The organism is Hymenobacter psoromatis (assembly GCA_001596155.1).
Taxonomy (GTDB): domain Bacteria; phylum Bacteroidota; class Bacteroidia; order Cytophagales; family Hymenobacteraceae; genus Hymenobacter.
Window position 1 is genome coordinate 1 of the sequence record CP014771.1, and the last position, 26,363, is coordinate 26,363.

The 26,363-nt window shown below is 62.2% G+C and carries 19 protein-coding genes; 12 read left to right on the top strand and 7 right to left on the bottom strand.

Going from position 1 to position 26,363, the window contains the following annotated elements; all coding sequences use genetic code 11:
* Positions 1–68: 68 nt before the first annotated feature.
* The 3 genes from A0257_00005 to A0257_00015 all read left to right on the top strand — a co-directional run bounded on the left by A0257_00005 (position 69) and on the right by A0257_00015 (position 1,330).
* Positions 69–251, top strand: coding sequence for a hypothetical protein (locus A0257_00005; GenBank protein AMR25627.1), 183 nt, complete (start codon positions 69–71; stop codon positions 249–251).
* On the top strand, positions 248–913 hold the full coding sequence (locus tag A0257_00010; protein ID AMR25628.1) for a hypothetical protein: 666 nt from the start codon (positions 248–250) through the stop codon (positions 911–913). The genes A0257_00005 and A0257_00010 overlap by 4 nt, the downstream gene beginning before the upstream one ends.
* A gap of 72 nt (positions 914–985) precedes the next feature.
* The gene (locus A0257_00015; GenBank protein ID AMR25629.1) at positions 986–1,330 is read left to right on the top strand and encodes an SUI1 family translation initiation factor; all 345 of its coding nucleotides are present in this window, start codon (positions 986–988) and stop codon (positions 1,328–1,330) included.
* 90 nt (positions 1,331–1,420) lie between these two features.
* Here A0257_00015 and A0257_00020 read toward each other — a convergent pair whose 3' ends face one another.
* Positions 1,421–4,117 (bottom strand): hypothetical protein, encoded by a 2,697-nt coding sequence (locus A0257_00020; protein ID AMR25630.1) that lies wholly within the window; start codon positions 4,115–4,117, stop codon positions 1,421–1,423.
* 69 nt (positions 4,118–4,186) lie between these two features.
* Positions 4,187–4,525, bottom strand: coding sequence for a PadR family transcriptional regulator (locus A0257_00025; protein ID AMR25631.1), 339 nt, complete (start codon positions 4,523–4,525; stop codon positions 4,187–4,189).
* Positions 4,526–4,885: 360 nt separating this feature from the next.
* Here A0257_00025 and A0257_00030 point away from each other — a divergent pair, with 360 nt between their 5' ends.
* Together A0257_00030 and A0257_00035 are read left to right on the top strand one after the other, a co-directional pair.
* Entirely contained in the window at positions 4,886–5,965 is a 1,080-nt protein-coding gene (locus A0257_00030; GenBank protein AMR29559.1) for a hypothetical protein, read from the top strand.
* Between the two features lie 49 nt (positions 5,966–6,014).
* Positions 6,015–11,240, top strand: a complete 5,226-nt coding sequence (locus tag A0257_00035) for a hypothetical protein (GenBank protein AMR25632.1) — start codon at positions 6,015–6,017, stop codon at positions 11,238–11,240.
* A gap of 101 nt (positions 11,241–11,341) precedes the next feature.
* Here A0257_00035 and A0257_00040 read toward each other — a convergent pair whose 3' ends face one another.
* The 3 genes from A0257_00040 to A0257_00050 form a co-directional block, all read right to left on the bottom strand.
* On the bottom strand, positions 11,342–11,839 hold the full coding sequence (locus A0257_00040) for a dihydrofolate reductase (protein AMR25633.1): 498 nt from the start codon (positions 11,837–11,839) through the stop codon (positions 11,342–11,344).
* A 148-nt stretch (positions 11,840–11,987) separates the two neighbouring features.
* Positions 11,988–12,920, bottom strand: coding sequence for a methionyl-tRNA formyltransferase (locus A0257_00045; protein ID AMR25634.1), 933 nt, complete (start codon positions 12,918–12,920; stop codon positions 11,988–11,990).
* Positions 12,921–13,121: 201 nt separating this feature from the next.
* Complete coding sequence (locus A0257_00050; GenBank protein ID AMR29560.1) at positions 13,122–14,219, bottom strand: hypothetical protein; 1,098 nt, start codon at positions 14,217–14,219, stop codon at positions 13,122–13,124.
* Between the two features lie 283 nt (positions 14,220–14,502).
* Here A0257_00050 and A0257_00055 point away from each other — a divergent pair, with 283 nt between their 5' ends.
* The 5 genes from A0257_00055 to A0257_00075 all read left to right on the top strand — a co-directional run bounded on the left by A0257_00055 (position 14,503) and on the right by A0257_00075 (position 19,677).
* Positions 14,503–15,621: an ABC transporter permease gene (locus A0257_00055; protein ID AMR29561.1), complete on the top strand. Its 1,119-nt coding sequence runs from the start codon at positions 14,503–14,505 to the stop codon at positions 15,619–15,621.
* Positions 15,622–15,949: 328 nt separating this feature from the next.
* Positions 15,950–17,017 (top strand): hypothetical protein, encoded by a 1,068-nt coding sequence (locus A0257_00060; protein AMR25635.1) that lies wholly within the window; start codon positions 15,950–15,952, stop codon positions 17,015–17,017.
* Positions 17,018–17,033: 16 nt separating this feature from the next.
* On the top strand, positions 17,034–18,389 hold the full coding sequence (locus A0257_00065; GenBank protein ID AMR25636.1) for a hypothetical protein: 1,356 nt from the start codon (positions 17,034–17,036) through the stop codon (positions 18,387–18,389).
* Positions 18,390–18,519: 130 nt separating this feature from the next.
* Positions 18,520–19,245, top strand: coding sequence for a hypothetical protein (locus tag A0257_00070; GenBank protein ID AMR25637.1), 726 nt, complete (start codon positions 18,520–18,522; stop codon positions 19,243–19,245).
* A 135-nt stretch (positions 19,246–19,380) separates the two neighbouring features.
* Entirely contained in the window at positions 19,381–19,677 is a 297-nt protein-coding gene (locus tag A0257_00075) for an antibiotic biosynthesis monooxygenase (protein ID AMR25638.1), read from the top strand.
* 221 nt (positions 19,678–19,898) lie between these two features.
* On the opposite strand, the gene A0257_00080 is transcribed toward A0257_00075, so the two are convergent.
* Positions 19,899–20,918 carry a hypothetical protein gene (locus A0257_00080; protein ID AMR25639.1) on the bottom strand — a complete coding sequence of 340 codons (1,020 nt, stop codon included), beginning with the start codon at positions 20,916–20,918 and terminating at the stop codon, positions 19,899–19,901.
* A gap of 787 nt (positions 20,919–21,705) precedes the next feature.
* Here A0257_00080 and A0257_00085 point away from each other — a divergent pair.
* Positions 21,706–23,235, top strand: coding sequence for a ribonucleoprotein (locus A0257_00085; protein ID AMR25640.1), 1,530 nt, complete (start codon positions 21,706–21,708; stop codon positions 23,233–23,235).
* Positions 23,236–24,240: 1,005 nt separating this feature from the next.
* Positions 24,241–25,641: an RNA-splicing ligase RtcB gene (locus A0257_00090; protein ID AMR25641.1), complete on the top strand. Its 1,401-nt coding sequence runs from the start codon at positions 24,241–24,243 to the stop codon at positions 25,639–25,641.
* Between the two features lie 117 nt (positions 25,642–25,758).
* On the opposite strand, the gene A0257_00095 is transcribed toward A0257_00090, so the two are convergent.
* Positions 25,759–26,310 carry a molybdenum cofactor sulfurase gene (locus A0257_00095; protein AMR25642.1) on the bottom strand — a complete coding sequence of 184 codons (552 nt, stop codon included), beginning with the start codon at positions 26,308–26,310 and terminating at the stop codon, positions 25,759–25,761.
* Positions 26,311–26,363 lie beyond the last annotated feature (53 nt).

Genomic DNA, 26,363 nt, shown 5'->3' on the forward strand with positions numbered 1-26,363 from the left:
TAGTCAGTAGTCCCTGGTCATTTGTCGTTAAATAAAGTATGCCACCTATCTGTTTTATTTTCAATCCTATGGCCGGCACCGGTCGTCAGGCCGACTTTCCAGCGCTGCTCCAACGCTACTTCGGAGGGGTGGCGGGTACCGATTACCTGCTGCGCCCCACCGAGCGGCCCGGCCACGCCACGGAGCTGGCCCGCGCTGCTGCCCAGGCAGGCTGCCGGATTGTGGTGGCGGTGGGGGCGATGGCACCGTGAACGAAGTAGGCCAGGGCCTGCTGGGCCAGACCGGCGCGGCGCTGGGCATCGTGCCGCGCGGTTCGGGCAATGGGCTGGCCCGGCACCTGCGGGTGCCGCTGGGCCTGCCGGCGGCGTTGCGCCGGCTGCGGCAGCCCACTTTCAGCCGCATGGATGTGGGCACCATCAATGGCCGGCCGTTTTTTTGCACGGCGGGGCTGGGGTTCGACGCGCACGTGAGCCAGCACTTTGCGCGGGCCGGTTCACGCGGGCTGAGCACGTATTTGCGGGTCACGATTCGGGAATATGGCCACTTCCGGCTCGTGCCGGTGGAAGTCGCGACCAATGGCCAGACCTTGGTCACCGACTGCTACGTGCTGGCTTTTGCCAATGCCTCGCAGTATGGTAATAATGCCTACATCGCGCCGCAGGCCAACATTGAAGATGGCCTGCTCGATATGTGCCTCATCGATGCCCTACCCCCCTGGCGGGCGCTGCAAGTGATGCTGGGCATGGCGCTGGGCACCATGCCGCGCACCGGCGGCGCGACCTACCGCCACACGCGGCACGCCACAGTGCGCGCCGCCGCGCCACTGGGCTACCACGCCGACGGTGACTACCTGGGCCACGCCACCGAGTTTGAGGTGAGCCTGCTGCCGCTGGCGCTGGAGGTGGCCGTGTAGGGGTGGGGGATAGGCCGATAATTATCCAGCCGCAAGCGCAGCAACAACCAGTAAATTAGCCTGATACTAAAGATGAAAAACGACCCGTCGCGCCGCCAGGGGGTAGTGTATTCTACCAATCCCGAGTTCTCTTTTCAGACCGATGAGCCGGCCGGGGCCACCACCCTACCCCCCCGCCAGCAGCAGCTGCGCGTGCAGCTCGACAAAAAGCAGCGCGGCGGCAAGCAGGTGACGCTCGTGACGGGCTTCGTGGGCCGCGACGAAGACCTGCAAACCCTGGGCAAGCTCCTGAAAACTAAGTGCGGAGTAGGCGGCAGCGCCAAGGACAACGAGATAGTAGTGCAGGGCGACCTGCGCACCAAGGTGCTCGAAATTCTACTCAAAGAAGGCTACAAAGCCAAGCAGATTGGCGGCTGAGGGTGGCTTGGGCTTCGACTAAAAAGGAGGGGGTAGGGAAGGTTAGCCGCGGCCAACTTTCCCTATCCCCTCCTTTTTGGCCGAAGCTGCTTAGTCCCGCGCTTCTTCCAGCGAGCTGTTGCCGCTGAGGTCTTTCTCAATGTGCTCGGGCTTGCCGGCGTAGCGCCCCCGGCTGCTGCCGCTGAGGTCGGCGGTGAGGCCATTGCTGGCGCGCACGGCGGCTTGCGAAGCGCCCGATAGTTTGAGGGTGGTGTTTTCGGTGCGCAGGTCCAGGCCCTCAAACTGGCTGGCGCTGGAGCCGTCCACGGTGAGGTTGTGGGCGGTGCCGCTCAGGGTGGCGTGGCTGGCGCCGCTCAGGCTCACGTCAAGGTTCGGCACGTCCACGTTGAGGCGGGCAAACGACGCGCCCGACACGTCGAGGCCCAGGTTTTCGTCGCGGAAGCCGCTCACGTCGGCCTGGCAGGCCCCGTTCAACTCCAGCTTCTGGAGGCGGGGTAGGGTGATGGTGACCAGAATGGGATGACTGGAGAAGCTAAAGCCCGAAAAGAAGCCGCGGTCGCGGTGGCGCACCACCAGGCGGTCGCCGTCCACGCGCAGGCTCACCTGCTGGAGGTCCTGGGAGCTGCCGGCGGCCTCCACGTGGTAGCTGTCGCCCTGGCGCACCAGCACCCGGAAAGCGCCGTGGGTTTCAATCTCGGTGAAGTTGTCGGGGTTGTTCAGGTTTTTGCGGCCGTTGCCGTAGCTGCTCAGGTTGGTGTTGAATTTCGGGGCCTCGGTGCTGATGCGAATGTCGGGCTGGTCGCCGTCGGTGTTCACGCGCACCCGCATTTTGGTGCCGTTCAGGCCCAGGTCCACCACCTCGTCGTCGTTGTTATCGTCATTATCGCGGTCGGCGCGGTCGTTGTCCGAGTTGCCTTCATCGCCAGCGTTAGCAGGGCAATCCAGGCAGGTAAATTTACCCTCGCGGGTGAAGCGCGCCCGGTAGGGCCGGTCGCCGCCGGGACGGTGGCCACTGGTAAAATCATTGTCGTCAAGGTGTTCAATAAAGAGCGGCGTCAACCGATAGGTCTTGTCCAGCGGCAAGTGCAGCGTCAGGCTCAGCTTCTGGTCGCGGAACGCGGCGTTGCTTTTCAGCGTCGTGCCCTGGTCAAAAATGATGGTCGAATCGCGCTGATTGATGTGGTAGTCGATGGTCTGCTGCGCCGTGAGGCGCGCCGATTCCGGCGTACGGCCGCGGGCCTTAAATTCTTGTTCCACGAAAGGCGCGGCCCCGCTGTCGGCCGGTGCCAGGTTGATAGCTACCCACTGAAAATGGTCTTCCACGTTGCGCGAATCCAGCACGATGCCAGGGCCAGCAATGGGTTGCAGGCCCAGGGTAGTGTTATAGGTGCCTCTGGTCTGAAAATCGCGGGCCACCTGCAGGCCCGCCGCCGCGCTGCCCACCAAGGCCAGCAGCCACAGCCCCAACAGTACGCCTCTCGATGAGCGGCTCAGCACCGAGCGGCGCAACAGCAGGCGCACGCCTAACAACAACAGCCCCAGGCCCGGAATACCCAGCAGCAGCGCCCCGCTAATGGCCCCCCAGGGTGGCAGGTTGCGCACCACCGCCCCGAAGCTGTCATCAAACATAAAGCCATTGCTGGTGCGCTCCACCGCCGTGAAGGGAATAATGCTCAGGGCCGCGCCCAGCAGCATCAGCACGCTAAACAGCCACGAGCCGCCCCAAAAAATTAGCAGCGCGCCCACTATCCAGCGCAGCAGCGTGCCAATCAAACCCACCGCTGGCCGCGCCCCGCGCGCCGCGCTTTCCAGGTAAGTGCCAAGCGGCCGGTTGGGGGGGGTAGGGGCGCCATCGCCATCGAGCGCGCTGCTGCGCAAGTTGTTGTCAATGCCCGAAAGCGTGACGGCATCGCCGCGCATCTGCATCTTCTCCGACATCGTGCGGGCCTCCGGCACCACCGCCCACAGTATGAGGTAGATAATCAAGGTTGAGCCGCCCAGAAACAAGCCTAGCAGCAACAGCACCCGTATCAGCACCACATCGGTCTGGAAGTACGCCGCCAGGCCGGCGGCCACGCCGCCCACCTTGCCCGTGTCGGTGTCGCGGAAGAGCTTGCGCCCGGTGAGCTTGCCGCCAAAGTCCAGCGTGTCAATGGGAGCCGGCGCGTCGTCGCGCTTGGGCAGCACTATCCATAAAATGCCGTAGAGAACGACCACCAAGCCAGGCAGGTCGAAGTCGCGGTCAAAAAGCCCAACACCGGGAAAGGGAAAGCGGTGCCGAAATAAATTGGGCAGCAGCACCAGCACCAGGAAAATCAGGCGCACCACCAGCGGGTTCACGCGGAAATACTGCGCCAGGCCGGCGCACACGCCCGCCACTTTGCGATGCGCCAGGTCGCGATACAGGCGGCGGGGCTGGCCATCGGCGGCTTGGCCGTCGAAGGGGGGGGTAGGGCCGGTGGCGCGGCCGGAGCCGGAAGCAGTCGCGGCCGGCTCGGCATAGGCGGCATCTTCCTCGTCGGGCTCGGTGGCGAAGTCGCTGACGCGGCCCATCTTGGCCGTCAGCTCCTCCACGTCGGCCAGGGTAATAACCTGCTTGCTCACCGAGAGGCGCGCCGCGAACAGCTCGGCAATGCGGCCCTCAATATCGGCCACGATTTCTTCGTGGCCCTGGTAGCTGGCGAAGTGCGCCTTCACCTCCTGGAGGTAGCGGCTAAGTACTTCGTAGCCATCATCTTCAATGTGAAAGATGAGCCCCTGTAAATTGATGCTGATGTTCTTTTTCATGAGAAAGGCCGCAGGCGCGAAGCGCGGCAGGTTAGGCTGAGAAAGGAGATTTGGCGAAAAAGAGAGGCATTAAACAGGGCGGGGCGGCTGGCGAATAATGCCCACCGACAGCGCCATGTCCTCCCAGGTCTGGCGCAGCTCTTCCAAAAACTGGCGGCCGGCCGCCGTGAGCGTGTAGTATTTGCGGGGCGGCCCCGAGGTCGATTCCTTCCACACGTAGTCGAGCAAAGCGGCATTTTTGAGGCGCGTGAGCAGGGGGTAGAGGGTGCCTTCCACCACAATCATGCGGGCGGCGGTCAACTCCTCCAGCATGTCGCTGGCGTAGGCCTCCCCGCGGCCAATAATCTCCAGGATGCAGAATTCGAGGATGCCTTTGCGCATCTGCACCTGGGTGTTCTCTAGTTTCATGGGCGGTATGGGCTAGTAGTAGGTGAGGAACGGTACAAATGTACAACGGGTACTTTGTATTGCATAATACTCGGTGTAAAAATTTTCGTTGCCCGCCGCCATTTATTTTTTCGTCTTTCCTACCCCACCTGATTCTTTCGTCCAATGCCAGCCGCCACCAATCCTAAAAACACGGACTAACTGCGCGCTAGCCAGTCACCTGCGCGTTTCTGGCTTCGCGGCGCGCGCGCGCGCGCACTATCCGGCAGTAACTTGCGTTGCTGCTCCATCTTATTTTTCAATTATTAGTTTGCTATGCTAAAACTTTCCGCTTCGAGCCGCCCCTGGGCGGCAGGGTTGGGGTTGAGTGTGCTGCTAGGGCTGGCCGCCGCGCCCGCCGCCCGCGCCCAGACCAACACGCCCAAGTACAGCAACGAGTTTATGAACCTCGGGGCTGGTGCCCGCTCGCTGGGCATGGGCAAAACCCAGGTGAGCCTGGCCGACGATGCCACCGCCGGCTATTGGAACCCCGCCGCCCTCACCAACATCAAGGCCAAGTACGATGGCGTGCTGATGCACTCCGAGCTGTTTTCGGGGGTAGTGAAGAACGACTACGCCGCCTTTGCCATGCCGCTGGATGAGAAGAGTGCCATCGGCGTGACGCTGCTGCGCTCGGGCGTCGATAACATTGCCGATACTCGTTCGCTCATTAACGAGTACGGATATATTCAGTATGATAAAATCACGTATTTCTCGGTGGCCGACTACGCGCTGCTGCTCTCCTACGCCCGCAAGCTGGGCCCCGAGGGCCTGAGCGTGGGCGGCAGTGCCAAGGTCATTTACCGCAACGTGGGCAGCTATGCCAACGCCTACGGCTTCGGGGTGGATGTGGGCTTGCAATACAACCACAAAGGCTGGCGGCTGGGCCTGATGGCCCGCGACATTACAACCACTTTCAACGCCTGGAGCATCGACGCCGACAAGTTCAGGGCCAACGCGATACCGGGCGAGGCTATTCCGACCAACACGACCGAGCTAACCCTGCCGCGCCTGGTGCTGGGCGCGGGCCGGCAGTTTAAGCTGCCCGCGCAGTTTACGGCCCTGGTGGCCGTGGACCTGGAAGCCACCACCGATGGCCAGCGCAACACGCTCATCTCGGCCAAGCCCGTGAGCGTGGACCCGCGCGCGGGGGTAGAGTTTGGCTATCGCAACCTGGCCTTCCTGCGGGGGGGGGTAGGAAACTACCAGCAAATCGAGAATTTCGATAGGCAAAAGCAGTGGAAGGGCCAGTATAGCCTGGGGGTGGGCGTGGCCATCAGCGGCCTGCGCGTGGACCTGGCCCTCTCGCGCCTCGACGTGGGCGTGCAGGACGGTGCCTCGTCCCAAACCAACTCGCTCATTGTGAGCCTGGGCTACGGCCTGGGCAGCCGGGCCAGCACCGGGCTGCCCAGCATCAGATAAGGTGCGCGTTGCTGACTACTACTACTATAGCTGCTTAATTGGCTGAACTATGAACAATCACTACCCCGCTGCGTGGCAGCATTTAGTCTATAAAGTAAAAACCTGGCGCGGCGCGTGCCTGCTCGTGCTGGCCTGCCTGCTGCTGAGCCCGGTGGCGCGGGCGCAGTCGGGCCCCTACGGCAACGAATGGATAGTGCCGGGCCAGCCGTATTATAAGATGAAGGTGTGGCGCGATGGCCTCTATCGCCTCGACTACGCTTACCTGAGCAAACTCAGCGGCATCACGGGCGTGGCCCCGACGCAGCTGCAGCTGTGGCGGCGCGGCCGGGAAGTGGCCGTGTACCAGGGCGGCAGCGCCGCCGCGCTCGACAATACTACCTACCTCGAATTCTACGGCCAGCGCAACGACGGCGTGCTCGACCGCGACCTGTATAAGGTGCCCGCCGACCAGTCGCATCCATTTTATAGCTTCTACACCGACACGGCGGCCTACTTCATTACCTGGAGCGCCGGCCGGCCCGGCAAGCGCATGGCTCAGCCCGTGGCCGCCGGGGGTGCCCCGCACGCCTGGCGCATTCAGTCGGCACTCAAAGTATTTAATGATTGGTACATGGATGCGCCGAACACAGATTACTATACCTGCCTGCCGTGGCTGGAAAGGGGCGAAGGGTTTTATTCGCATTATAATTTCACCGCCTCCGCTGTCAACGACAGCTTGTTGCGGGCGGTGGAGACGGCCCCGGCGGCCCCGCTGCCAACGGCGGAGGTGCTGATACTGGGGGCCAGCATTCCGGACCAGCCAGCGGGCAAGCACCTAACCAGCGTGGGCGTTATCCCACCGGGCGGGGCCTACCGCGAGCTGGGCGTGCTGACCTACCAGAACTTCGATTTCCGGCGGCAGCGCTCCACGTTGCAGCGCGGCGACATCAGCGCCACGGGGCAGGTGGAGATAAATGCTCGAGTAGTGCCCGTCTCTGGGAGTAGTGGGATACCCGACGCGTGGCGCTACGGTTTTGTGCGACTGACCGCGCCGCAGCAAAATGTTTGGTTTGCCGACCGCCGCAACCTGTGGTTTCAGAACGACTCCTTGCTGAGCGGGCCCGCTACGTATGAGATTGACAATATTCCGGCTACGGTAATTGGCTATGATATTCAGGACCCCTGGAACGTGCAGCGCATCGCGCCGGCGGCCGCCCAAACCCTGGGCAGCGCGGCCCGGCGATTTGTATTTCCAGGGGCCACGAGCGCGCAAACGCGCCGCTTGCTGCTCGCCGACGCCGCCCAAACTTTGGTGCCCGGCGCGCCGATTGCGGTGCATTTTCGGGTTATTGACCCCGTAAAGCCCAACTTCGTTATCATCACTCACCCCAAGCTGATGAGGGCGGCGGGCTCGGAGCCCAACGCGGCCCGCGCCTATGCCAGCTACCGCGCCTCGGCGGCAGGCGGCGGCTACGATACCCTGATGGTGACGGCACCACTGCTCTACGACCAGTTTCACTACGGCGAGCGGTCGCTGCTGGCGTTGCGGCACTTCGCGCTGTGGCTGAACGCGGCCGCGCCTGTTCAGACCAAATACCTGCTGTTGTTGGGCAAGGGCATACAGCCTGATGCCTATTATAACGATGACTCGCCCCCCACCACTACCCTAGGCCTGACGGCCGCCGCCACAACCCGAGTTCTGGGAGACCAGGGCGTGGACCTGGTGCCGGTTTCATCGCGGGCGGCGTCGGATGACATTCTTTCCAGCGACTGGCAGCACGACAACTTCGTGGCTAAGCTGCCCACGGGCCGCGTAGTGGCCGCTACCCCGCAGGAGGTGTTGGACTACCTTGCCAAACTGATAACGCACGAAGCGCTGGGCGTGGAAAGCTGGCGCAAAAATGTGGTGCATCTGGCAGGGGGTAAAAGTGCCTTGGATTTTCAAGAGTTTGGGGGCTACCTGGATGCGTATAAGCAAATCATTGAGCGGCCCTTATTTGGGGGGCAGGTGACAACCTTCCGGCGCACGACACTCGGCCTGCCGATAAGCATTAACATCTCGACTGAGCTGAATAATGGCCTCTCGCTCATTTCTTATTTCGGGCACGGCTCTACCAATACTTTCGATGTGAATCTCGGCGACATCAACGACCCGGTCAATAACTATCGCAACGCGGGCCGCTACCCGGTGCTCATGTATGATGGCTGTGATGCGGGAGCCTGCTTCTACAACGCTCGCTCATTTGGTACCGACTGGTTGCTGGCTCCTAATAAAGGTGCCATCGGGATGTTGGCCGAGACGGACTTTGCTTACGCCTACCTGCTCAACCCGGCCCAGAGCCTGCTCCACCAGCTCTTGTTCAACAATCCTGTCTGGTTTGGGCGGCCCGTGCCGGAGGTGCGCAACGAAGTGGTGCGCCGCTTGCAGAGTACGTCGCCCTACTTGAACAACCCTGCCGGGGCTGTGGACCTGCTAGCCACGCTGTGGCAGGGCGACCCGGCGCTGCGCCTCTACGCTCCCGCCAAGCCCGACTTCGTGGCCAACGGCGTGTCGATGACGCCCGCCACGGTGGCCGCCACGGCCACCAGCTTTCAGCTGAATATTTCCGTGAGCAACCCCGCGCGCATCACCTTCGACTCGATTGAGGTGCGTATTACGCGCAGCTACGCGTCGCAGAACGGGGCGGCGGCCCGCAAGTCGGACGTTTTCCTCAAGACGTTCCGCCAGGCCTGGCAGCGCGACACGACGTACACGGTTACGATTCCCAACTCGGGCAACGTGTTTGGGACCAATAAATTTCTGGTGGAGCTGGACTACCGTAATAAGGTAGCCGAGCTGAACGAAAACAACAACTCGGCCGAGCTCTCCTACACGTTTCTGCAAGGCGGGGTGACGCAGCTGACGCCAACGGAGTTTGCCATCGTGGCGAGCCCTACCCCCCGCCTGGTGGCCCAAAGCAACGACCTGGCCTCGCCCACGCGGGGCTACGATTTCCAGGTGGACTCGGTGGCGACCTTCGATAGCAAAGCCTTGCAGTCGAAGCCCAACCTGCAAGCGGCCGCCGTTGCCAGCTGGACCCCGGCGGCCCTGCTGCCGGCGGCCGGCCGCGACTCGGTGGTGTGGTACTGGCGCGTGCGTTTCACTACCCCCTCGGTGCAGGAGGATGGCAGCTGGCAAGTAAGCTCTTTCCGCATTATCACGAAGGCACTAACGGGCGGGTGGTCGCAGAGCCACAACGGGCAGTTCGACCGCGACCAGCTGCAAAGCGTGGCGGTATCGACGCCCGGCAACCGCTGGAAATTTGCGGACCAGCAGCAGGCCTTGCAGCTACGCACCGTGGGCGGCGGGGGCGTGGGTAGCGGCCCTACCTTCAACATCAACAGTGGCTACGGCATCTTCACCGATGCCACCCAGCTGCCTTTCGTGGCCGATTGCGGCATCAATTCGCCCAACCTGCTCGTGGTAGTGCTCGACGAGCATTCGCTCAAGCGCCTGACCATTACGCAGGGCGGCCCCTACCTCACGTGCGGGCAGGGCAGCCAGACCTTCTACCACTTTGGCAACGCTGCCGACTCTACCGACAACCTCAATAACAGCGCCACCCGGCAGGCCCAGCTTAAGACGTTCCTGAGCAACGTGCCCGATGGCGCTTACGTGGCCCTCATTAGCGAGAACCGGCTGCGCTACGCCAGCTTGCTACCCGTGTTGGGCAACTCGTTTTCGACTTTGCTCGGCAGCAAGCTCATTACTCAGCTCAAAAACGGTGACCCGTGGGCGCTGGTGGCGCAGAAGCGCGCCAGCGGCGGCCGCCTGGTGCAGGAGGTTGGCCCCGACCGCAGCCTGACGCAGGCCAGCTTCAGCCAAGTCGTTAACCTCAACACCATGCTCACTACCCCCGGCCAGGTTGGCAGCGTCACGAGCACGCTCATTGGCCCGGCCCAGAAGTGGCAGACGCTCTACAACACCATCCGGCGCGAAACGGCTACTTCGAGCTATACGCTGGTGCTGTCGGGCATTGATGCCACGGGCAAGGCCACGGTGCTGAACCCGAACGTGGGCCACCAACCCGTGGACCTGAGCAGCTACTCGACCACCACCTACCCCTACATGCAGCTGCAGCTGGCCCTGCGCGACTCGGTGAACCGGACGCCGCCGCAGCTCAAGCAGTGGCTCATTACCTACAAGGGCTTGCCGGAGGGCGTGGTGCGCCGCGACCTGGTAGCCTCGGCCGTGTATGATACGACGCGTATTAAAAACCAGGCGCTTACTGTTGGGGTCATCAGCTTTCCGGTGAAGTTTGATAACGTGTCGCAGGAAGCTTTTGCCAGCCGCTTGCAGGTGCAGGTGCAGCTTATCAACGTGGCCACGGGCCTGCCGGTGGCCAGCACTACCAAGCTGCTGCCGGCCCCGCGCGACCTGGGTGCCAACGACAGCGTGCTGACCGTGAACGTGAGCCTAAACGTGAAAGGGCTGTTTGGCCGGTTCATTCCGCGCGTGTTCGTCAATCCGCAGTTGCAGCCCGAGCTGTATTATTACAATAATATCCTGACGCTGAATGCCTTCACGATTGGCGATACCAGCGTGCCGCCTACCCTCGACGTGGCCGTTGATGGCCGCCACATCCTGGATGGTGAGCTGGTGTCGCCCACGCCGGTTATCAGTATTCAGCTGAAAGACAGCGATAAAGTGCGCCACATTACGAAGGCTTCTAACTTCACGGTGTTTCTGCAAGGCCCCGGCCAGGCCACGGCCACGGCCATCGACGTAAACGGCCCGCTGGTCCATTTCAGCGTGGATAGCACGGCTGGCAGCGTGGCCCGCCTGGAATTCAACCCCAGCAAGCTGGCCGATGGCGTTTACACCTTGCGCGTGCAGGGCCGCAACCCGGCCAACGCCGCCGCCGCCGCCCAGGATTTTCAGGTGAAGTTTGAGGTAGTGAATGCCTCCACAATTACCAACGTCTTTCCCTACCCCAACCCCGTGACCAGCAAGGCGCGCTTTGTATTTACGGTGACGGGCCAGGAGTTGCCGCGCAACATGAAAATCCAGATTATGACCCTCACCGGCCGGGTCGTGCGCGAGATTTTTATGAGTGAGCTGGGCCCGCTGCACATCGGCAACAACATCACCGACTACGCCTGGGATGGCACCGACCAGTACGGCGACCGCCTGGCCAACGGCACCTACCTCTACCGCGTCTCACTCGACCAGTCGGGCGGCACCTTCGAGCGCCGCGCCACCGCCGGCGACCAAGCTTTCAAAAACGACTGGGGCAAGCTGGTCCTGCTGCGGTAAGGGGGTAGGGTGCGGGGCTTGCCCCCGCCCGGCGTTGAACAATTGAGGTCAGATTCGTTCAACGCCGGGCGGGGGCAAGCCCCGCACCCTACTTCGTTTTCTTACCTTCTTCTCAGCGTTACGAAGCTGTAAGCCAGCGCGTTCTTCTCGTCGGGCTCGTGGCGCTCGCGGGTTTCCTCGCGCCAGTCGGTGGGCGAAAGGGTAGGGAAGAAGGTGTCGCCGTCGGGCACGGTGGTGTGCACTTCGGTGAGGTACACCACGTCGGCGGCGGGCAGGGCCTGCCGGTAAATTTCGCCGCCGCCAATGATGCAGACTTCCTCGCCGCCGGGCTGCGCGGCGGCCAGCGCCAGCGCCTCGGGCAGCGAGTTGGCCAACAGCACGCCGGCCGGCGCCGGCCAGCCGGGCGTGCTGGTAATTACGATATTGGCCCGGCTGGGCAGGGGCCGCCCGATGCTCTCAAACGTGCGCCGGCCCATCACCACGGGGTGGCCCAGGGTGTGCGTTTTGAAGTGCTTGAGGTCGGCGGGCAGGTGCCAGGGCAGCTGGCCTTGCCGGCCGATTACGCCGTTGTCGGCGGCAGCTACGACGATGGAAACCATGATTTCAGGTATTAAGTAGCAGTGAGTAACTGCTGTTACACAACGGGGAGTAGCGCGAACTTTGTAGTTCGCGCTACTCCCCCTTGCCATCTCGAATAAGATAGGGCGGAACAGCAGTGAGCAATTAGTAGGGGCGAAAAGCTATTTTTTAGCTTAATTCCAGCTTGGTGCCGCGCAAAAACTCTTCGGTCGTGAGGCGCTTTTTGCCTTCGAGCTGCACTTCGAGCAGGTTGAGCCAGCCGGTGGGGGTAGCTACGCGCAGGTAGTGGCGGCCGTCGGTGGCCCAGGTGCCGGCGGGTGAGGTAGGGCCGAGCAGCGCGGCGGCGCGGAATACTTTCAGGCCCCGGCCATCGGGCAGGGTGGCGTAGGCGGCGGGCGCGGGCGCGAGGCCGCGCACCTGGTTCACCAGCTCGGCGGCGGGGCGCTGGAAGTCGAGCCGGCCGGTTTCCTTGGTCAGCTTGGGAGCGGGGCGCAGGTGGGGGGTAGGGGGCTGCGGCGTGCTGGGCGCGGTGCCCGCCGCAATGGCCGCCACCGTGCGCCGGCCCAGCGCCGCGCCCGCCACCTTCAGTTTATCATATAAAGACCCAAAGTCATCGGCAGGCTCAATGGCAATTTTATCCTGCAAGATGAGGTCGCCGGTATCAATCTCGTGGCGCAGAAAAAAGCTACTCACGCCCGTTCCCTGGTCGCCGTGCATCAGCGCCCAGTTGATGGGAGCCGCGCCGCGATACTGCGGCAGCAGCGAGGCGTGGATGTTGACCGAGCCCAGGCGCGGCATGTTCCACACGGTTTCGGGCAGCATCCGAAAGGCTACTACCACTTGTAAATCAGCGGTATAGGTTTTCAATTCGGCCTGAAAAGCCGGGTCTTTAAGGTTAGTCGGTTGCAGCACGGGTAGGCCGTGGGCCAGCGCCGCCGTTTTCACGGCCGAGGCCTGCAATTGCCGCCCGCGCCCGGCGGGCCGGTCGGGTCCGGTGATGACGGCCACCACCCGCGCCTCGGGCATTGCGAGCAGGGTTTCGAGGGTGGGCACGGCGAAGTCGGGCGTGCCCATAAAGACGATTCGGAGGGGAGCGGGCATTTTAGTGAAGAGATTAAAGCCGTTTAGGAAGTAGCCATAAGTTGCCTGAATGTCATTCCGAGCTTGCCGAGAAATCTCGCTCGCGCCGTTCGGGTGTCGGTCAACGATGCGAGCGAGATTCCTCGGCAAGCTCGGAATGACGGGCTGACGACTTCCTACAACAACTTCGTAAAATGGTCACGCTACGCAAGCGTCGGCCTATTATTTTTCAGGATACAACAAATACTTCTTGCGCAGCGCCTTGAACTGCCCCAGCCGCGGCTGCCAGCTGGCCCGGATGCTGGCTTCGGAGCGGCCCGCCACCACCTGCGCCCGCAGCGAGTCGGTGCCGGCCAGCTGCTCAAAATACTTCGTGAAGAAGTGCGCCTTGTCGGTGCTTTGCTGATAAAAATTGAGCAAATAGCGCACGCTGAAAAACTCGGCTGGCTCGCCGGGCGCTGGCTGGCGCAGGTCGAGGCCGTAGCAGAGCTGGCCATTCAGCGGGGGGGTAGGGGAGCCGGCGTTGGGGCGGGGCGTGAACTGGTAGGGCCGCGTGGCGGGCTGCGTGGGTGCCCCAATCACCTCAAATGGCCGGTCAGTGCCGCGCCCCACGCTCACGTTGGTGCCCTCAAATAAACAGATGCTGGGGTAGAGCGCCACCGCCCGCGCGGTGGGCAGGTTGGGCGATGGGCGCACCGGCAGGGGGTAGGGCGTGGCGTGGGTGTAGCCGCCCGCCACCGGCACCACCGTGAGCGGGCAGGCGCGGCCGCCGGCCAGCCATTTTTCGCCATTCATCATCTTCGCCAGCTCGCCCACCGTGAGGCCGTGGCAGATGGGCAGCGGGTCGAGGCCCACAAACGAGCGGTGCTTAGCCTCCAGCACGGGGCCATCGACTACCGCGCCGTTGGGGTTGGGGCGGTCGAGCACCACCACCGTTTTGCCCTGCTCGGCGGCGGCTTCCAGTATATAATGCAGCGTGCTGATGAAGGTGTAGAAGCGCGTGCCTACGTCCTGGATATCAAACACCAGCACGTCCACGTCGGCCAGCATCTCGGGGGTAGGCTTCTTGGTTTTACCGTACACCGAGCGCACGGGCACGCCGGTGCGGGCATCGTGGCCGTCGGCAATGGTGGCCCCGTCGGCCGCCTCGCCCCGAAAGCCGTGCTCGGGCGCGAAAATGGCCGTCAGGTTGACGCCCAACGTTTTAAGTGTATCCACCAAATACGCGTTGCCGACACGCGAAGTCTGGTTCACGACCAGGCCCACGCGCTTGCCGCGCAGGGCAGGCAGGTAGCGGCCCAGCTGCGCCGCGCCCACCACTAGCGGCCGGGCGGGGGGGGTAGGGCGGGCCGCCGGGGCCGGGCGGCGGGCGGGCACATCGGCGCTGGCCTCGCCGTGGGGCGAGCAGGCGCCGAGGCCCGCCGCCACGAAAATCCATTTCATCATGGCCCAAAAGTACCGTTGTTACTAAGAAGCGCCCAGCGCGGCCGTAGCTTTACGGCCACTCGTGAATACCGCCCGCTACATATCGCGCCGCATGGATGGCGCCGACACCGGCTCCTTTACCCATTCCGTTACGCGAATTGCCACGGTCAGCATTGCCCTGGGCATTGCCGTGATGATAGTGTCGTTCTCCATTCTGCACGGGTTTCGCGAGCAGATTCAGAACAAGATTTTCTCGTTTGGTGCCCACGTGCAGCTCTCGCGCTACGACACCAACAACTCGCTCGAAGTAGCACCCATCTCCGAGCCCCAGCTGCGGCGCGCGCTGGCCCGCTACCCCCAGGTGGCCTCCGTGCAGTCCTTCGCCCGCAAAACGGCCATCATTAAAACGCCTGACGAAGTGCTGGGCGTGGTGCTCAAGGGCGTGAGCGAGCGCCACGGCCCCAGCTCGATGCGCCAGAATATGGTGGCCGGCAAGTTCATCACCTTCGCCGATTCGGCAGCCAGCAACGACATCGTTATTTCGCAGAAAATAGCCGATAAGCTGCGCCTCAAAGTGGGTAGCAAGGCGCTGTTCTACTTCATTCAGCAGCCGCCGCGGGTGCGTCCGTTCCGGGTGTCGGGCATTTACCAAACCGGTCTAGACGAGTTCGATGAGGTGTACGTGCTCGGCGATTTGCGCCAGATTCAGGAGCTCAATGCCTGGCCCGACTCGTTGGTGGGCGGCCTTGAAGTGCGCCTGCGCGACTTTGCGCGGCTCGATGCCACCTTCGACCAATTCTACGAGCAACTGCCCTACGAGGTGCGCATCGAGAAAATAACCGACCAATACGCCCAGCTCTTCGACTGGCTCAACCTGCTGAACCGAAACGTAATTATCTTTTTGATACTCATTATTTTCGTCGCCACCTTTAATATGGTCGCCACCATTTTCATCATGATTCTGGAGCGCACCAAGATGATTGGCATCCTGAAGGCCGTGGGCGCCACCGACAACCAAATTCGGGAAATGTTCTTCTTTCGCGGGCTATCCATTACCCTCAAAGGGCTCGTCATTGGTAATGTTATCGCGCTGGGATTCTGCGCGTTGCAGTATTATTTCCGTGTCATCCCGCTCGACCCCGAGAACTACTACATGGACCGCGTGCCCATTGCCTGGGACCCCACCGTGATGGTGCTGCTCAACGTGGCTACGCTCACCGCGTCCATCCTTTCGGTACTCATTCCTACCTACCTGATTGCGCGCATCAAGCCGATGGTCGCCATTCGGTTCGACTAAAGCGCTTGCGTGGGGTAGGGCCTGGAACCCAGCTTGTTTATGGCCTGTTAAGCCCGGCAACCCGACCAAAAAAGCCCGCTGGGAAACTGGAAATCAACTTTTTATCTCCTCATACTGTCATCCCCTTTTTTAGCGTTTACCCAATGCAAAGCGGCCGTTGGCCGATGGAAGAGGGGGTAGGGGGTGAAAAAAACCGTATCTTGCGGGTCCAAATAAAGCATTTTTCTACTTCGGGCGCATGCAACCAACCTGTCGCCCTGCTGCCTCTCAAGGGTATCACAATCTTCTTTTTTTCATGAAAAACCTCGTTCTACGAGCAAGCCAGCTGATGCTGGCACTAGTGCTGCTAGGCAGCCTCGGCCTCACTAGCTGCAAGTCTTCTGATTCTACCACCGTACTGGGTAACTGGACTCCAGCCAGTACGTTTAGCGGCGCGGCCCGCAGCAATGCCGTCAGCTTTGTTATCAATAACGTGGCCTACGTAGGCACCGGTGTCGATATTAATGCCAAGAAATACAGTGATTTCTATTCACTAGACCCAGCTACCGGCGGCTGGAATAAAGTAACGCCATTGCCCGCTACCGCTGCCGCGCGCTACAACGCCGTAGCCTTCTCTGCCGCTGGCAAAGGTTACGTGGGCACCGGCTACGATGGGGTCAACCTGTTGAGTGACTTCTGGCAGTTTGACCCGACGGTTAATACCGTTACCACCACCACCACGGGCACCATGACCACGACGACGACTACCATCGGCAGCTGGAAGCGGGTGGCCGACTTTCCAACCCCGAACGGCTCGGGCCGCTACGGCGCGGTAGCCGCTAGCATCAGCGATATTGGCTACGTAGGCTGTGGCTACGACGGCAATAACGAGAATGACTTCTATAAATATGACCCCACTAAAAATACCTGGACGGCCTTGACGGCCGGCTTCCCCGGTAAAAAGCGTATTGGAGCAACCGCTTTCGTCATCAACGGTCAAATGTACATGGGTACGGGTATTGACAATAACTTGTACGTAACGGATTTCTGGGCCTATAACCCGGTTGGCAACGGCACCTGGACTCAGAAGAACTACCTGGCCAACATCAGCAACTCGACAGGCTCGTATGATTACAGCGCCGTGGCGCGGGCCTACGCTTCTTCCTTCGTAGTTGGCAACCTGGGCTACGTAACGGTGGGCAGCAACAGCGCCGTGCGCGCCGACGTCCAGGCTTACGACCCTACTATGGACACCTGGACGGCTACCAACCCCTTCACGTTTACCGGCGGCGGGGCCGGGCGCAACTCAGCCGTGTCGTTTGGCATTGGTAACTACGGCTATGTGGGCACGGGCTACAACGGTAGCCAACGCTTCGATGATTTCTATAAATTTGACCCTAGTGCAGCGCAGCAGTAACGCAGCGACGCGAACAATGGCCAGCTGGCTCCGGGTTTCCTCCCGGAGCCGGCTGCCCTACGCCCTTCTGCTGGCGCTGGCGCTGCTGGCGGCCAGCTGCACCAAGGATGTCAGCGACATTGGGGTAGGGCTGCCCGACGCGCAGGCCAATACCGGGGCGTATCTCATCGATACCGTTACTATCCGGACCTCCACGGTGTTGCGTGACTCGGTAATAACCTCCAACTCGGACAACCTGCTGGTGGGCCGCTACACCGACCCGCAGTTGGGCACGCTCACGGCTAAAAGCTTCTTTCAGGTGGGCCTGACCGATGCATTCCACCCCGACCCCACCTTCGTGTACGACTCCACGACGCTGGTGCTGCACGCGGCAACCCCCAAGACGCCCGATAGCTACCTCTACGGCGACACCACCAAGACCCAGGCCTTGTTTGAGGTGCATCCGCTCATCGACCCCATCTCGCTAACCAAGCCGTCTTTCGCCTCGCCCAAGCTCACCAGCCTCAACTACGACTCGACTACGCTGCTTAACAGGGGCGGTGTAGCGCCCAGGGTGCGGACCCGACCCACGCAGACCATCTTCCGCTTGCCTTTGCAGGATGTTTTTGGCATGAAGCTGCTGTCGATGGGCCAGTTGGGCCTTCTTAATACCCAAGACCTGTTTGATAACTTTCTGCCGGGCCTGGTTCTTACGCCGGCCTCCGGCGACGACGCGGCTATCGTGCGGCTGAGTGTCTCGGCCACCGGCGCGGCGCTGATGCTCTACTACCACGACCCGACCAATCCGACGGTAGCGCTTTCCAGCACGTTCTCGCTGGCAAATGGCAACCGGCACTTCTACCAGGTAAAGGCTGGCCGCAGCACGGCGGCCATCCGGAATCTGCCCACTACCTCGCTCCAGGCGGTCAATTCCTCCCTCACCGGGATGACTACCGTGGTCGAAGGAGCCCTGGGCCTGCAAACCCGGTTGGAGTTTCCCTACCTCACCGACTTGCAGCAGTTTGGGGCCAACCTCACCGTCACCAATGCCCAGATTACGGCCTTGGTGCCAGCTTCCACGCTTTCGCCATTCGTGCCGTTGCCACCTAATCTCACGATTAGACTCACCGATGCCAACAACCATCCTACTGCCACTTACGTGGGTAGCGTGGCGTATGCTTCGGGGGTGTCGTCAACCACCGGCATCGAACAAGGTTCGTACAATTGGGTGGTAACTGGTTATATACAAGGAGTTATCAACCGAACGATTCAGAATAATGGCTTCCTGATTTCTTCCGCCGCGCCGGCTCTTCCCAACCGGGCAATCCTGGGTGACTCACGCAACACGACCAATAAGCTCGCGCTGCGGATATATTTCATCACGGTAAAGTAAGCAGTTGCTTCACCGCGTTGGCCGCCGCAAAGGGGGTAGCAATTGCCGCGATGCGCGGAAATTGCTACCCCCTTTCATTATTATCGATAAAAGGGACAACTAAGCCTACCCCTCTTTCTGTTTAAGGAGGGTGTCTGACCTGCCTCTTGCCTCCGCCGCCCGCCCCGACCTGCTGCGCGTTTCCTACGACGATTACCGCGCCCTACCCGCTATTGCCAACTCCGACCTGTCGCGCCTGCGCGATGCCCTCGACGGCCGCCCGCCCCGCCCCGACTCCGGCTCGGGTGCCCTGAGCTTCGGCACTGCCTTCCACACGGCCCTGCTGGAGCCGGCCGACTACCAAGCCGGTCAGCCCGGCCTCAACGACACCCTCATTTGGTGGCTGGTCGAGGGCGTGAAGCTGAATACGGAGCTGAATCGCCTGCTCGAACACGGCGTGACCGAGCGTAGCGCCGTGTTCAGCGAGCCTACCACCGGCACGCTCTGCAAGCTGCGCGCCGACTTGGTGCTGGACCAGCCTGGCCAGCCCTACACCGTCGTTGATTTCAAAACTACCCTGGCCCGCGACGCCGACCACTTCCGGCTGCAATGCAGCCACTACGACTACGACCGCCAAGCCGCCTTCTACCTCGATGCCCTCCAGGCCGACCGCTTTCTGCTGGTAGGCGTGCAAAAAGTAGAGCCTTTCGGCGTTTTCCCCCTCGAAGTGCCTGCCGCTATGCTGGCCGAAGGCCGCCGCAAGTATATGCACCTGTTGCAATTGCTGCGCGCTCCCGCCACCGCCCCCGCCTACCGGGCCGAAGCCGTGCAGGCTGCCGCCGCCGCCCTGGGCCACGGTCAGCCGTCTGCCGGCTAGCCCAAGCGTTGGTTGTCGGGGAATTTGCTAAACAATTAGTTAGCCAAGCAAGTACTGCTGGTAGTTGCCTGACGGCGACCCCCGTTGCTGGTCCGGTAACAAGGCCAGGCTGTTAGTATCCCTACCCTCTCCACCATGAATACGGTTAAAAAAGCGCTACTGGTGCGCCTCGAAGTGAAGCCCGGCCACGAGCAAACCGTTGCGAATTTTCTGCGTGGTGCCCTGCCCATTGTGCAGGCCGAGCCCGCCACCTTCACCTGGTACGCCTTGCAGCTGGGGCCATCCACCTTCGGCATTTTTGATACCTTCCCCGATGAAGAGGGCCGAAAAGCCCACTTGGCGGGCCAGGTAGCCGCGGCCCTGGGCACCCACGCCGACCTATGGGCCAGCCCCCCCGCCATCGAGATGGTAGATGTATTGGCCAATAAATAGTCGCTTACGCTAGACAAACTTGTTAGCCGCACCAGTGCCGTAGCGCGCCGGGGCGGCTTTTTTGTTAATTAACTGCTGTCACGCGGTGAGCAGTAGCGCGATTTTTGTGAATCGCGTCCCCGCGCCGTTGGAATGGCTTTCACGGCGCGGGGACGCGATTTACAAAAATCGCGCTACTGCCCCAGCGGCGCTTTAGCGAAGAAAGCGCGTAACAGTAGTAATTAAAAGCCAGCCAGCCCGTTAGCGGCCAACTCACGCAGCAGCTGCCCCAGGCCGGCTGGCTCTTGCAGCTGCCGCGCCAGATACTCCAGGTAGTCCGTTTCGGCCCGCAGGTCGCGCTTAATCTGGCGCAGGCGGGTGCGCTGCTGCTTTTCGGTGCCGCTCCAGGGCGCGTCTTCCACGGGGCGCTGGGCGGCGGCCAGCTCCTGCGCCAGCTGCGTCTGCTGCTGCGCCAGCGCGGCAGTGTAGCGCCGCAGCAACGCATTAGCTTCGGGGCTGGCGGCGGGGGTAGGGACCTCACTGGCAGCCAGCAACGCCAGCAAAGCGGCCAGGTCGCCGGCCGCGTAGGCCGCCGTAATGCGCTGCATCAGCGCCGTTTGGGCCTGCTGGGTGGCCGCATCGGCCTGGGCCGCCCGGTCGGGGTGGTGCAGGCGGGCCAGCTGCCGGTAAGCAGCCTTGGTGTTTTGCAGCAACGACTGGCCCTCGGCTTCGGCGGCCTGGGCCTGGGTAGCGTGGTGCAGCTTCTTGCGCTGCTGCCGACGGGCGCGGGCCGCCGCCGCCGCTTGCTCGTGCGGCAACTCGTGCGCAGTAGGCGGTTCGGCCGGCGAGAGGGGGGTAGGGGCCACCTCCTCGTCTGGCACGGGCGCAATAGGCGCGTAGCGCGCCAGTAGCTCGCCCTCATCCTCCCCAAAGCGCCTTTCCAGGCTGTGGGCATTATGCACTAGCAGCTCCGTCACCTGCATCGCCTCGGCGCGGTTGAGGTAGCCGTCGGTCAGGGCAAGTTCGAGCGGCGCGTACAGTGCCCGGCGGGCCGCTACGGCGGCGGCGGCTACCGGCCCCACCTGCCGCCAATACGTTTGGCGCGTAGCCGCCTGCGCCGCCCGCAAGGCGCTCAGCTGCGCGCGCAGCGCCTCAATAGCCGCCATCGCCGCGCGAAAGGCCTGCTGGGCCGGCGAGCCCACGGCCGCTGTCGCCACCCGGTCGGGCAGCCATTGGCGCTGGAGAAAAGTAGAATCAGTCACGTTTCACAAAAATACGGCTCGGCGCCAGCCGGCGCTCAGGATATTTCTCACGAAACAAGCTGCCAAAAAGAATGTCATTTCGAGCTTGCCGAGAAATCTCGCCCGCCCCGTTGAACGACACCCGAATAGCTACGAGCGAAATTCCTCGGCAAGCTCGAAATGACGTTCTTTTTGCTTCTTACTTCACGTGGCTGTCGAATTAATTAATGCGGTTTAATCGCATCACTTATCGTCTCTTGAAAAATAATTCAAAAATTATTCAACGAATAGTTGCGCAGGTAAAATAATTGCCCCACCTTTGTCACGCTAAACCCCAAACACCATGTACCACCACCTGATAAGCTTGCGCAATTCGGATAAAAAGCAGCCAGAAAAGCTGCTCCGGCTCGGTACGTTTGCCTGATTTTAGCTTCCGCTAAGACTGTCGCCGCCCGAGCCCTTGCAGCTCGGGTTTTTTGTTGTTAGCCGGTTATCAGCCGCTTAGCTCATTCTCCCGATGCCCATATTCCGCCCCAGCTTCCTGCCTGCCTATTCCCAGCCGCAGTTCGGCCTAGCCGGGCGGGATGGGTATCCCCGTGGTTTTTCTTCGTGGTTTCGACACCGGTAATTAATCGGTAAGACCCTTGCGATAGTAAAAGCCCAGCCTCGAATTCCGGGTTTTTTTGTGTCTGTTTCGCAAATAAAAATTAATTTTTATTTGCTCGGAAAAGGTATGTCCACTGCAAATTGATAAGCGATAAAACCGCAATTAATTCAGCTTATTTCCCATCCGCTACTTATTTGGGTTATGCGTTTCAACTTTAATTCTCGCAGCAACGCCGCGCCGGTTCGCAACCACGAAAACGCGCCGGCCTACCCCCTCACTCCGGCCCAGAAGCTGTACGCCGCCGTGGCTACGGCCGCCCTCAGCGACCAGTTCTACGAGTCGGCCGATACCCGCTTGGTCCGCCTGCGCGAATTGGTGGCCCGCAGCGACCCGCGGTTTGTGGCCCGGCTGGCGGTGTATGCCCGCGAGCAGCTCTACCTGCGCTCGGTGCCGCTGGTGCTGGCCGTGGAGCTGGCCCGCCTGCACCGGGGCGACAACCTGGTGAGCCGCTTGGTGGCGCGGGTGGTGCAGCGCGCCGACGAAATCCCCGAGCTGCTGGCTTTTTATGCCCAGGCCAATGGCCGCACCGGCGCGAAAGTCCTGGGTCGGCTCTCCAAGCAGATGCAGCACGGCCTGGCCCTGGCTTTCAACAAGTTCGACGCCTACCAGCTGGCCAAGTACGACCGTGACGGTGCGGCCGTGCGCCTCCGCGATGCCTTGTTCCTGGTGCATCCCAAGCCCCGCGACGAGGCGCAGCGGGCGGCATTCGACCAGCTCGTGGCCGGTACGCTGCCGGTGCCCTACACTTGGGAAACCGAGCTGTCGGCCGCCGGGCAAGTCGCCTACCCCTCGCCCGCCGAGCGGCAGGCGGCCGTCACTAGCACCTGGGAAACGCTGGTGGCCAGCCGCCGCCTGGGCTACATGGCCCTGCTGCGCAATCTGCGCAACTTGCTGGAAGCCAACGTAAACGCCGAAACGCTGGCCCTGGCCTGCGCTACCCTCGCCGACGCCGGCCAAGTGGCCCGCGCCAGGCAATTGCCCTTCCGCTTCCTGGCTGCCTACCGCGAGGTGCTGGCCCTGGAAGTGGGCGCGGCACCCCAGGTGCTGGCCGCGCTGGAGGCCGCTATTGGGGCCAGCGCCCGCAACCTGCGCGGTTTCGGGGCCAACACCCGCGTGGTGGTGGCCTGCGACGTGTCGGGCTCGATGCAGCAACCCATTTCGCCGCGCAGCAAAGTGCTGCTCTACGACGTGGGCCTGGTGCTGGGCATGTTGCTGCAAAGCCGTTGCCAGCACGTAGTTACCGGCATCTTTGGCAACACCTGGAAGCGGGTGGCGCTGCCCCAGGGCCAGGTGCTGCGCAACGTGCAGGAGCTGTACCGCCGCGAGGGCGAGGTCGGCTACGCTACTAACGGCCACCTCGTGGTGCAGGACCTGCGCCAACGCCGCGAGGTAGTGGATAAAATCATGATTTTCACCGACTGCCAGCTCTGGGACAGCGCCGGGCAAGGCAGCACGCTGGCCCAGGAATGGGCCGCTTACCGCGCCAACGTGGCTCCCCAGGCCCGCCTCTACCTCTTCGACCTGGCCGGCCACGGCACCGCCCCGCTCGACGTGCGCGCCGAGCACGGCGTGGCCCTCATCGCCGGCTGGTCGGATAAAATCTTCGACGTGCTCGCTGCCCTCGAAAAGAAGGGTAGCGCGCTCACCGAAATCGAGAAAATTGAGCTATGAAAACGGAGCGGCCCGGCCGGGCAATCAAGCGGAAACCCCGGCCGGTCGCGTGAGTCAGTAACTAGACTGGGAATAAATTAATTTATTCGGGTGTACTGAAACTGGCAGACTAATTGTTATACCCTTCATACGAATCTGTGCAATGATTCCCGACTTAGGCAAACGGCTGACCCCTTAATGGCAGCCGCTGGCCGGAACGGCTACCCGCCGGGGCCCTGTTTGCTCCGGCGGCCCGTTCCAAACCGGCCGCCAACTCCCTCTCTTTCAGGTGCCGTAGGTTCGGCGTTACTTCGTGGTTGTCGGTGCAAGCCGTAGGGTTCGAATCCCACCGTCGCTACCCCCTCGGGCGCGGCGGATACGCCGGCCGCTTGTCGCCCTGAATCTGGAGAAATTTCAATTTGTCGCCTATCTAAATTAGGTGCCGTAGTCCGGCCATACTTCGATTGCGATTCGCCAGGTCGCGGGTTCGAATCCCGTTGGCTGCTGCTTCGGTAGCGGCTGTAGCTCAGCTTGGTAGAGCAGGATACAGAAGGCCGGCCGCTTGTTGCCCCAAGCAGATACTCCTACCTAAACCGGTGCCGTAGTCGCGCCTTACTTCGTTCCAGACGATGAGATGCGGGTGCAAATCCCGCCCGCCGGCCCCGCCGGCGGTAGCGTAAGCCAGCAACGCGCATACGTAGGCGCGGCGCCCGTTGCCCGGTTTAGTTTTTATTACCTGTAATAAGCAGGTTATTACCTAGTTGCCGGATGCCATAGGCCCGCGTTCCTTCGACCTGTCACGTCGCCTTCTGGCCCGACGCGGGCCGCTTGTCGCTCCGGTAGTTTGTGGGTGAAGCTGATTGGAAAGCTGCCTACCCGTCATGCAGAGCTTGCCGAGGAATCCCGCTCGGGCCGTTCGGACATCGTTCTATGAAGCGAGCGAGATTCCTCGGCAAGCTCGGAATGACGTTCCGCCGAATTCCTAATCAGCCGCATCACTAATTCCAACTTCTAAATCTCAAAACAATGGCTTCTATTTTACGGGGCAATGACTTGCGGCAGCTCGGGTTTCCCGAGGGCCGCGCTATTGGGCTGGCGCTGGCGCAGCTGCAACGCAAAGAATTCAAGCGCCTGACCCAGGCCGACCAGCTCGAATTGTTAGGAGCAATTCTGGCGACGCCCACCGATTTCCTCACCGACCTGGCCTGGAGCCACACCGCTGCCGCGCTGCTACCCCCCGTGTCGCGGCACATCGAGCTGGTGGCGCGCAAGCCCTACGTCACCTTCGGCGCCGAGCACATCGAGGCCGGGGCGGTGCACCAGATGGAAACCGCCATGAAGCTGCCCGTGACCGTGGCCGGCGCGCTCATGCCCGACGCCCACCACGGCTACGGCCTGCCTATCGGCGGCGTGCTGGCCACCGACAACGCCGTAATTCCCTACGCCGTGGGCGTGGACATTGGCTGCCGCATGGCGCTTTCGGTGTATGACCTGCCGGCTAAATTCCTTACCCAGCGCGTGCAGGAAGTGCGCCACCTGCTGCTCGAAAACACCCGTTTCGGCAGCGGTCGGAGCTGGGAGCGGGGCCAGCGCCTCGACCACGCGGTGCTGCACAGCGACACGTTTCAGGCCATTCCGTTCCTGAAAAACAAGCTCGACCGCGCCGCCGAGCAGGTGGGCACGTCGGGCTCGGGCAACCACTTCGTGGAATTCGGGATTGTCGAAATCACTGACCCGGCCAACGAAATGGGCCTACCCCTGGGCCAGTATGTGGGCGTGCTCTCGCACTCGGGCTCGCGGGGGCTGGGCGCGGGCATTGCCGAGCACTACACCAAGCTCGCCAAAAACGTGTGCCAGCTGCCCGGCGAGGCCCAGCACCTCGCCTGGCTGGGCCTCGACACCGAGGCCGGCCAGGAGTACTGGGCCGCCATGAACCTGGCCGGCGACTTTGCCTCGGCCTGTCACGACCAGATTCACCGCCGCCTGGCGCGGGCACTGGGCGAAAAGCCGCTGGCGAAAGTGGAAAACCACCACAACTTTGCCTGGAAGGAGCGCCTGGTCGATGGCCGCGAGGTCATCACGCACCGCAAGGGCGCGACCCCGGCCGGCGCGGGCGTGCTTGGCATCATCCCCGGCTCCATGACGGCCCCCGGCTTTATTGTGCGGGGTAGGGGCGCGGCGGCCTCACTGTCTTCGGCCTCGCACGGGGCCGGTCGGCTGCTGTCGCGCACCCGCGCCAAAGCCGAAATCGGCGAAGCCGACCTGCGCCGGCAGCTCGCCGACCACGGCGTGGAGCTGCTCGGCGGCGGCCTCGACGAAGCCCCGCAGGCCTACAAAAACATCCACACCGTGATGGCCAGCCAGCGCGAATTGGTGGAGGTGCTGGGCTCCTTCACGCCCAAAGTCGTGCGGATGGATGGCACTTGAAAAAAAGTTCCATCGGGATAAATCCGCTAAGCTTAAGCATTGCGTAAAGTATCATAAGCTCGTCAGAGCTGTATTTTCATAGCTCAGAAAAGCCCGCTGCCCTTGGCTGCGGGTTTTTTATTGCCCTTGCCCGTTGGCGTTAGGGGTGGGGGTAGGGGGCAGCACCCGCACGGCATCGCCCACCCGCAGGCGGCCGCCCTGGGCAATGTGCGCCGTGAGGCCGCCGTGCCCGCGCATGGCGTTGTAGCCGCCGGAGCCGAGTTCTTCCTCCATGCGCGAGCACGGGTGGCATTCGCCCGTGATATCCAGAATTACCTCATCGCCGATTTGAATCTGCCGTCCTTTGAGGGCCAGCAGGTTGAGGCCACTCACCACCAGGTTGCGGCGCAGGCGGCCGGGCGCCACCGGCTCGGCCAGGCCCAGAAAGCCCGCCACCGCCGCCAGATGCTCGTGCTGAATAATGGTAATCTGGCGCTTGCCGCCGGCCTTGGAGCTGGCGTGGTCGCCGGCCAGGTGCCGGTCAGTAATTATGTCGGCTTCCGCCACGGACTCCGGCTCGGTGCGGCGCGCCGGGCGCCGGCCTATCCACTCCAGCCGGCCCACCTGGGGTAGGGTGGCCAGCAGCCGCGCCACCGTCGATTTATCATCCCCAAAAAAAGGAAAAGCCATATAGGGTAAGGTAAGCTTTAGCTTGCCGGAAAAAAAGCGTGGTAAGCTTCAGC